This is a genomic window from Actinoplanes sandaracinus (assembly GCF_030009775.1).
Taxonomy (GTDB): Bacteria; Actinomycetota; Actinomycetes; order Mycobacteriales; family Micromonosporaceae; genus Actinoplanes; species Actinoplanes sandaracinus.
This window is the reverse complement of the sequence record NZ_JASCTH010000002.1, coordinates 399,557-407,607: the sequence shown is the minus strand read 5'-3', so window position 1 is coordinate 407,607 and position 8,051 is coordinate 399,557. Positions and strand designations below refer to the sequence as shown.

General features: G+C 71.2%; 8 protein-coding genes. 1 reads left to right on the top strand and 7 read right to left on the bottom strand.

What is annotated here, in order from left to right:
* Window positions 1–69: 69 nt before the first annotated feature.
* The 4 genes from rocD to QLQ12_RS04470 form a co-directional block, all read right to left on the bottom strand.
* The gene (rocD, locus tag QLQ12_RS04485; protein WP_282757254.1) at window positions 70–1,284 is read right to left on the bottom strand and encodes an ornithine--oxo-acid transaminase; all 1,215 of its coding nucleotides are present in this window, start codon (window positions 1,282–1,284) and stop codon (window positions 70–72) included.
* On the bottom strand, window positions 1,281–2,081 hold the full coding sequence (ddaH, locus tag QLQ12_RS04480) for a dimethylargininase (RefSeq protein ID WP_282757252.1): 801 nt from the start codon (window positions 2,079–2,081) through the stop codon (window positions 1,281–1,283). The genes rocD and ddaH overlap by 4 nt, the downstream gene beginning before the upstream one ends.
* A 307-nt stretch (window positions 2,082–2,388) precedes the next feature.
* Window positions 2,389–2,907, bottom strand: a complete 519-nt coding sequence (locus tag QLQ12_RS04475; RefSeq protein WP_282757250.1) for a hypothetical protein — start codon at window positions 2,905–2,907, stop codon at window positions 2,389–2,391.
* Window positions 2,908–3,008: 101 nt separating this feature from the next.
* Window positions 3,009–3,614, bottom strand: a complete 606-nt coding sequence (locus QLQ12_RS04470) for an ATP-dependent Clp protease proteolytic subunit (protein WP_282757248.1) — start codon at window positions 3,612–3,614, stop codon at window positions 3,009–3,011.
* 121 nt (window positions 3,615–3,735) lie between these two features.
* Here QLQ12_RS04470 and QLQ12_RS04465 point away from each other — a divergent pair, with 121 nt between their 5' ends.
* Window positions 3,736–4,578, top strand: a complete 843-nt coding sequence (locus QLQ12_RS04465; RefSeq protein ID WP_282757247.1) for an Fpg/Nei family DNA glycosylase — start codon at window positions 3,736–3,738, stop codon at window positions 4,576–4,578.
* Here the strand turns inward: QLQ12_RS04465 and QLQ12_RS04460 are convergent.
* The 3 genes from QLQ12_RS04460 to QLQ12_RS04450 form a co-directional block, all read right to left on the bottom strand.
* Window positions 4,550–5,947, bottom strand: coding sequence for a polysaccharide deacetylase family protein (locus tag QLQ12_RS04460; protein WP_282757245.1), 1,398 nt, complete (start codon window positions 5,945–5,947; stop codon window positions 4,550–4,552). The two genes, QLQ12_RS04465 and QLQ12_RS04460, sit on opposite strands and share 29 nt — an antisense overlap.
* A 112-nt stretch (window positions 5,948–6,059) precedes the next feature.
* Window positions 6,060–7,238, bottom strand: coding sequence for a carboxylate-amine ligase (locus tag QLQ12_RS04455; RefSeq protein ID WP_407651409.1), 1,179 nt, complete (start codon window positions 7,236–7,238; stop codon window positions 6,060–6,062).
* 78 nt (window positions 7,239–7,316) lie between these two features.
* Window positions 7,317–7,976, bottom strand: a complete 660-nt coding sequence (locus QLQ12_RS04450) for a DedA family protein (RefSeq protein WP_282757241.1) — start codon at window positions 7,974–7,976, stop codon at window positions 7,317–7,319.
* Window positions 7,977–8,051: the final 75 nt, after the last annotated feature.

The window sequence follows — 8,051 nt, the reverse complement described above, 5'->3', positions numbered from 1 at the left end:
CCGTCGGGGCGGGTCGTAAGACTGCGGGGGGGGGGCCCGCCCGCGCCGCCCCCCTCTCTGCGGAACCGGTCAGCCCTTGACGACCTCGGCCAGCCGCGCGAGCGCGTGGTCCAGATCCTCCTCGGTGACGACCAGCGGCGGGGCGAGCCGGATCGTGGACCCGTGGGTGTCCTTGGCCAGCACGCCACGCTCGGCGAGCCGCTCGCAGGCCTGGCGCCCGGTCATCAGCACGGGGTCGATGTCCACCCCGGCCCACAGCCCGCGCCCGCGCACCGCGACGACCCCGTGGCCGATCAACGCCTCGAGTCCGGCGTGCAGCCGGGCCCCGAGCAGCGCCGACCGCTCCTGGAACTCGCCGGACGCGAGCAGTCTCACCACCTCGGCGCCGACCGCGCAGGCCAGCGGGTTGCCGCCGAAGGTGGAACCGTGTTCGCCGGGCTTCAGCACGCCCAGCACGGCCTGGTCGGCGGCGACCGCCGAGACCGGCACGATGCCGCCGCCGAGGGCCTTGCCGAGTACGTACATGTCGGGGACGACGCCCTCGTGTTCGATGGCGAAGGTCTTCCCGGTCCGGCCCAGGCCGGACTGGATCTCGTCGGCGATCATCAGCACGTTGTTCTCGGTGCAGAGCTCACGCAGCCCGGCGAAGAACCCGGCCGGCGGCACCAGCACTCCGGCCTCGCCCTGGATCGGCTCCATCAGCACGGCGACCGTGTTGGGGGTGATCGCGTCCCGCACCGCGGCCAGGTCGCCGTACGGCACCACCACGAACCCGGGCGTGTACGGCCCGAAGTCGGCACGGGCCTCCGGATCGGTGGAGAAACTGACGATGGTGGTGGTACGCCCGTGGAAGTTGTCCGCCGCCACGATGATCTCGGCCTGCTCGTCGGCGACGCCCTTGACCCGGTAACCCCACTTGCGGGCCACCTTGATCGCGGTCTCCACCGCCTCGGCGCCGGTGTTCATCGGCAGCACCATGTCCTTGCCGCAGAGCTCGGCGAGCCCGCGGCAGAATTCGGCGAACCGGTCGTGCACGAACGCCCGGCTGGTCAGGGTGACCCGGTCGAGCTGGGCGTGCGCGGCGGCGATCAGCCCGGGGTGCCGGTGCCCGAAGTTGAGCGCCGAGTAACCGGCCAGGAAGTCGAGGTAGCGGCGGCCGTCGACGTCGGTGATCCAGGCGCCCTCGGCTTCGGCGACGACCACCGGCAGCGGGTGGTAGTTGTGGGCGGTCCAGCGCTCCGCGTCGGCGAGCGCCTGTGGCGTACGGAATTCGACGGTCGTCACGAGGAACGCACCTCCAGCGTGCAGCACTTGGGTCCGCCGCCGGCCTTGCGCAGCTCGGACAGGTCGACCCCGATGGTCTTGTAGCCGGCCGCCCGCAGCGCGGCGGCCAGGTGGGTGGCCTGCTCGGCCAGCACCACGGTCTCGCCGTCGCTGACCGCGTTGAGGCCCAGCACGGCCGCGTCCTCCGGCGTTGCGATGATCGCATTCGGGAAGAGCTGCCGGAGCACGGCCTGCGAACCGGGCGAGAAGGCCTGCGGAAGGTACGCGATGTTGCGCTCGTCCAGCACGCAGAGCGCGGTGTCCAGGTGGTAGTAGGCCGGATCGACCAGTTGCAGCGTGATCACCGGCCGCTGGAGCACCTCCTGGGTCTCCGCGTGCGACGCGTGCGCGGTCCGGAACCCGGTGCCGGCCAGCAGCATGTCCCCGGCGAGCAGGATGTCGCCCTCGCCCTCGTTGGTGTGCTTGGGCATCTCCACCTCGAAGCCCCGCTCACGGAACCAGCTCGCGTACGCCGGGGCCTCGTCGGCCCGCTCGGCGTCGCGGAACTGCACACCCAGCACCCTGCCGCCGACGACGGTGGCGCCGTTCGCGGCGAAGACCATGTCGGGCAGACCGGGCAGCGGCTCGATCAGCTCGACGGTGTGGCCGAGGCCGAGGAAGGTCTGCCGGAGGTTCTCCCACTGGCTGATGGCGAGCGCGTTGTCGTACGGCGCCGACGGGTCCATCCAGGGATTGATCCGGTAGGTGACGGCGAAGTGGGTGGGCCGGCACATCAGGTAGCGGCGCTTATGGCTCATGGAAGAAAACGGTAGGCGTACGGTGCCGACGGACACCCCGGGTCAACCATGCGTGATCCGGCTGATCGTTGCGTGATCTCGGGGGCTGGCGGCGATTCATTGCAAAGGCCCCGATGGGGTGGCGAACCGCCACCTTGCCGGGGCCTCAGCAACATCCGGCGAACCGCCGGAAGCAACGTCCGGCGACTCGCCGGAGGCGTTTCTCCGGCGAACCGCCGGAGGGATTCGGGGCGGGCCGGCCTGAGCCGTCCCGGTTCCGAGGGGTGGTACCGCCGCCTCATCGTCGGCGGTACATGTCAGATGCCCGTCAGATCCTTGTCTCAAACTGTGTGTCAAGCCACGTCCGCAACTCGGGTACGGTCTGCGTGTCGGTGCCCAGCCAGTACAGCTGACCGGTCAGGGCGAGCACGCCGATCACGATCGCGCCCACCGACAGCACCAGGCCGATCAGGGCGCCGCCCTTGCCGGCCACGTGCCGCTTGCGGGTGGTGAAGACGCCGGCGAGCGAGAGGATCGCCGCGATCGCGGCGACGCCCATGCCGTACCCCAGAAGGGGCCCGGACAGCACCAGCAGCGCACCCGCCACCGCGAGGACCAGACCGAGGGTGGCGATGAAGCTCGTCCGTGCCCGTGGAGCGGGCGTGGTGACGGCGACCGGCGCGGAGATGGCCCGAGCCCGTTCCGTCTCGGTGTGCGCGGGTGCGGGCCGCACGGGCGGGAGAGTCGTGGTCGTAATCTCGTCGTCGTCCCGCCGCGGGACCACCGGCGTACGGTCGGTGTCCGTTTTATCGGCCGTGGACTGGCGGGGGATGGTCGGAATCCTCACGTCAGCACCTCCTTGACAGGTTGAGGCGCTACTTACCCCTGTGGCCCGGAAATGACACGAAGGGCACGCCCAGGGAGGACGTGCCCTTCGCGGAGGAGGGATCAGACCAGCGAGGAGACCGCGTTCACGTCGCTCGCCTTGGCGATCACGTGGTCGACGAGGCCGTATTCCTTGGCCTGCTGGGCGGTGAACCAGCGGTCCCGGTCGGAGTCGCGCTCGATCTCCTCCGGAGTGTGCCCGCTGTGGAACGCGATCCGGTCGTTCATCACGTGCTTGATGTGCAGCATGCTCTCGGCCTGGATGGCGATGTCGGCCGCGGTGCCGCCGATGCCGCCGGAGAGCTGGTGCATCATCACCCGGGCGTGCGGAAGCGCGTAACGCTTGCCGGGGGTGCCGGCGCAGAGCAGGAACTGCCCCATCGAGGCGGCCATGCCCATCGCGATGGTGGCCACGTCGTTCTTGATGTACTGCATGGTGTCGTAGACCGCCATGCCGGCGCTGATCGAGCCGCCGGGCGAGTTGATGTAGAGCGCGATGTCGCGCTCCGCGTCCTCGGAGGCGAGCAGGAGCATCTGCGCACAGATGCGGTTGGTCACCTCGTCGTTGACCTCACTGCCGAGGAAGATGATCCGCTCCCGGAGCAGGCGCTCGAACACCTGGTCGTCGAAGGACGCGCCGCCACCACGCATGGTCGTGTCAATGCTCATGGATCCACCCTCTCGCATCCGCTGTTCCACGTCCCCACCCTCTCCCAGGGCGGTCCCGGATCCCAGCGATTCCCCTCAGGGCGAATCCGCTGTTGGCATAATGCCCGGCTACCTTTGGTGCGTGCCGGAGGGACATACCATTCACCGCCTCGCGATCCGCCATCGTGAGCTCTTCGCCGGGCGCCCGGTCACGGCGGCCAGCCCGCAGGGCCGCTTCGCCGCGGGGGCCGCGCTGATCGACGGGCGCGTGCTGCGCGACACCGAGGCGTGCGGCAAGCATCTGCTCCACCACTACGAGGGTGACCTGACCCTGCATGTGCACCTGGGCCTCTACGGCAAGTTCGCCGACGGCGAGCTGCCGGTCCCGGCGCCGGTCGGTCAGCTCCGGATGGTGCTGACCGGTTCCGGTCACTGGCTGGAACTGCGTGGCCCGACCGCCTGCGAGGTCCTCGACGTGGGCGCGACGGACCTGCTGCGGTCCCGGCTCGGGGCCGACCCGCTGCGCGACGACGCCGACCCCGCGGCCGCCCACGCCCGGGTCCGCGCCAGCACCAAGCCGCTCGCCGCCCTGCTCATGGACCAGTCCATCGTGGCCGGGTGTGGCCTCATCTACGCCAACGAGGTGCTGTTCCGGGCCGGCCTCGCCCCGCAGACGCCGGGCACCGCGATCGACGCGGTCCGCTGGACCGCGATCTGGGACGACCTGCGCGCCCTGATGAAGGAGGGCGTGCTGCGCGGCCGGATCGACACCGTGCACACCGAGCACACCCCGGAGGCGATGCGGCGGGCGCCGCGGGTCGACCGGCACGGCGGCGAGGTGTACGTGTACCGCCGTCCCGGCCAGCCCTGCCTGGTCTGCGGCACCCCGATCACCCGTGGCCCGATGGCCGGCCGCAACCTCTACTGGTGCCCGGTGTGCCAGCCGGAGCCGCCGGTCAGGCGGGCGCGGAGGCGCTCGGCGTGACGGATGGCGTCCCGGACGGGGCGACCGGCGGCGTCGTGGGCGTCGGCTGCGACGGCGTGGGCGACGGCGCCTGCGAGACGCCCGGGACGCCGATCTCGAAGTTCTCCACCAGCCACGGGAGCAGCTGCTCGTACGCCGAGGTGGTGTCCGGCTGGTTGAAGTCGTGCGACAGCACGATCGCGCCGGGCCGGGTCTCCCGTCGCACCTGGGCGACGATCCGCTTCACGTGCTGCTCGGCGGTCTCGCCTTCCGGGTGTTCCCAGTCGCGCGGGTCCACCTCCCAGTAGAGGGAGGTCATGCCGTCGCCGTACGCCGTCTTCACCAGCCGGTCGGTGAAGTTGCCGCCGGGCGCCCGGAAGTACGGAACCCGGGCGTCCGGCACAGCCGCGCGGATGGCCGCGTTCGTCCGCTCCAGATCAGCGCTGATCTGGTCGGGGTTCTTGACGCCGATCTTCAGATCGTGGCTCCACGTGTGGTTGCAGAGCACATGACCGGCGTCGGCGATCTGCCGGACCAGGTCCGGGTGCCGCCGCGCCTGCGTGCCGACCAGGCAGAACACCGCTTTCACCTGGTGTTTCTTCAACAGCGCCAGCATCTTCGGCGTCTCCACCGGGTCCGGCCCGTCGTCGAAGCTCAGCATCACCACTTTCGACCCGGTGGTGCGCAGCGAGTTGAACGGCCCGTCGCCGGGCGGCACCACGACCTGCTGCTGCGGCGGCGGCTGCGGCTGCTGCTGCTGGCCCTCGGTCTCCTGGGCGGCCGGTGTCGCCTGCGGCGGCGACGGCTCGGCCGTGGTGGTCCGGGTGGCGGCGGGAGCGGGCGGTGCGGCCGGCGGCTTGGTCTCGAGCCTGGGCTTCTTCTGCTCGGGCTTGCTGATCACGCCCACCGCCTCGGCTGCGGCGTTGATCACCGTGGTGCTGCCGCCGTCCTGCGGGATGGGCACCGCGGTGATCAGCAGTCCGGCGGCGACTAGCGTGCCGAGCAGCACCTGCGGCCGGTTCTTGGCGGCCCGGAGCCAATTCTCCGCCGACCCGGCCGAGGGGGCGCGGTGGGCGCCGCCGGTGGCACGGTCCACTCCGGAGCGACGCGGGTTCGGCGAGTGCCGGGCGCCGTCGCCGCCCGCGCGACGGGCGGCGGCCCGGGAGGATCCATACGATTCGGACGCATCCGCGCGGTGCCGGGCCGACCGGGTAGTGGCGACGGTCGTGCCGGAGGCGTCCACGATCGCGGAGCGCAGTCCGTTGAACCGTGACGAGACGGCTCGTGCGGGCGCACTGCCGACCGGCGGCGCGGCGGCCCGGTGCCGCCCGGTGGCCGGGCCGTCCGCGCGGGACGTCGGCGCAGGTGAGGGCGAGGCGTGCGGCGGCATCCGTCATGACTACCGTGCTACTTGATCGAGCGCGATACCGAATCCGTCACGCCGTCGATACTCGCCGTTATATGCCCTGTTCGCTGTGCTTGACTGCGCTCCGCAAGATCCGTCAGATCGGTTCCGGTGCGTCCTGTCCGCGGGTGGTCCGGGCCAGCCAGTCGACGACCTCGCCGACCGATCCGCCGCGGGCCAGCACGGCTCGCTGGCGGGCGGCGCCGGTGCCGTGCTCGCGCAGCCGTCCCATCAGGAGGGTGACGCGGGCCAGGTCGCCGTGCCGCTCCAGCTCCGGCCGGACGTAGTCGAACAACTGGCGCAGCAGCCGCCAGGCCGGCCGTGGCTCCCGGGTCGCCATGTCGATGTTCAGCCCCTCCAGGCCGTCGTGCGCGGCCCGCCAGTGCGCCGCCATCAGCAGCGGGTGCGCGACGTCCGGCGCCTGCACCCCGGACCGCACCTCGCGCAGCAGCGTCGCGACCAGGGCCCGGGCCAGCGCGGCGAGCAGGACCGCGTCGTCGGCGGAGGGCATGACGTCGCCCATCCGGATCTCCACGGTGGGATAGCTCGCGGAGAGGCGGGCGTACCAGTAGAGCATCCCCTCGTCGAGCATCGCGCCGCTCGCCTCCAGGTCGGCGACGAGGGTCAGGTAGTGCTCGTGCGACTGCAGGTACGGCGCCGGGCCGACGGTCGGCCAGCGCTCCCACATCATCGAGCGCCAGCTGGCGTACCCGGTGTCGTGCCCGGCGAACAACGGCGAGTTGGCGGTGGCCGCCTGCAGCACCGGCAGCCAGGGGCGCAGGTGGTTGAGGATCTGAACGCCGGTCTCCGGGTCGGGGATGCTGACGTGCACGTGCGTGCCGCACATGCCCTGACCGGGGGAGAGGTCGCCGAAGCGCTCGCGCATGAGGTGGTACCGGGGCTTGTCGACGATCCGCGCGTTGGGGCCGGCGGCGGGACCGGTGCCGACCGCGATGAGCCGGGCGCCGGCCCGTTCGGCCGCGGCCCCGACCTCGGAGCGCAGCTCCCGCAGTGATGCGGCGAGGTCGTCGAGTTCGAGTTGCGGCGGGCTGGCGACCTCGATCTGGGTGCGGTGGTACTCGTGCTGGACCACGTTCCGCAGATGTTCGGGCAGTTCGGCGAAGACGGCGTCCACCGCCTCCGCCGCGCGCGGTTCGACGGCGTCGGCGAGCAGGTACTCCTCCTCCACGCCGAGAGTGAGTAGATCGTCTCGTTCGGCCTTGGCGGCGAGCTCCGGAGTGATCGCCGTGCCCTCGGTCGCGGTTCCCATGGTGATCGATTACCCGCGGCGCGGATCGCGGAAACGATCGGCGGGCGCCCATATCGGCAACGGCGACTGGCTGCGGTTCCGGCGCTAGGACCTGTGGGCGTCGGCGGCGGCACGTCGCCGACGGCGCTTGCGCACCTTCTTCATCACCCACGACGCGATGGCGATCGCGAAGAACGCCATGATCGCGTAGTCGAAGTACTGGCTGTACTTCTCCAGGTCCCGCCAGCGGGAGCCGAGCGCGTACCCGCCACCGATGAAGAGGGCGTTCCACGCGCCGCTGCCGATCGCGGTGTAGAGCATGAACTGGCCCACCGGCATGTGGTTGGCGCCCGCCGGGATGGAGACCAGGCTGCGCACCACCGGCGCGCACCGGCCGAAGAGCACCGCGGCCCGCTCGTGTTTCTCGAACCAGCGGTCCGCCTGGTTGAGGTCGTCCGAGTCGACCAGCGGGATCCGGTCCAGCCAGTGCTTCAGCCGCTCCTCGCCGAGCCCCCGGCCCAGCCAGTAGAGCGCCACCGCCCCGCCCAGCGCGCCCAGCGTCGCGGTGAGCCAGACCAGCACCACGTTGACCCGGCCCGTGCTGGCCAGATAACCGGCCATCGAGAGGACGATCTCGCTCGGGATCGGTGGGATCAGGTTCTCCAAGGCCACCAGCAGGCCGACGCCGATCTCGCCGAGCGAATCGATGACGGAAGCGACCCAGCCGGTCAGTCCGCCGAGATTGCTCAGATCGCCTTCGGCCATGTGCGCGCCTCCCAAGAGTGTTTCGGGCATTGAAGAGTGCGGGGAGTTCCGGCGCCGGTCGCACCGAACTCCCTA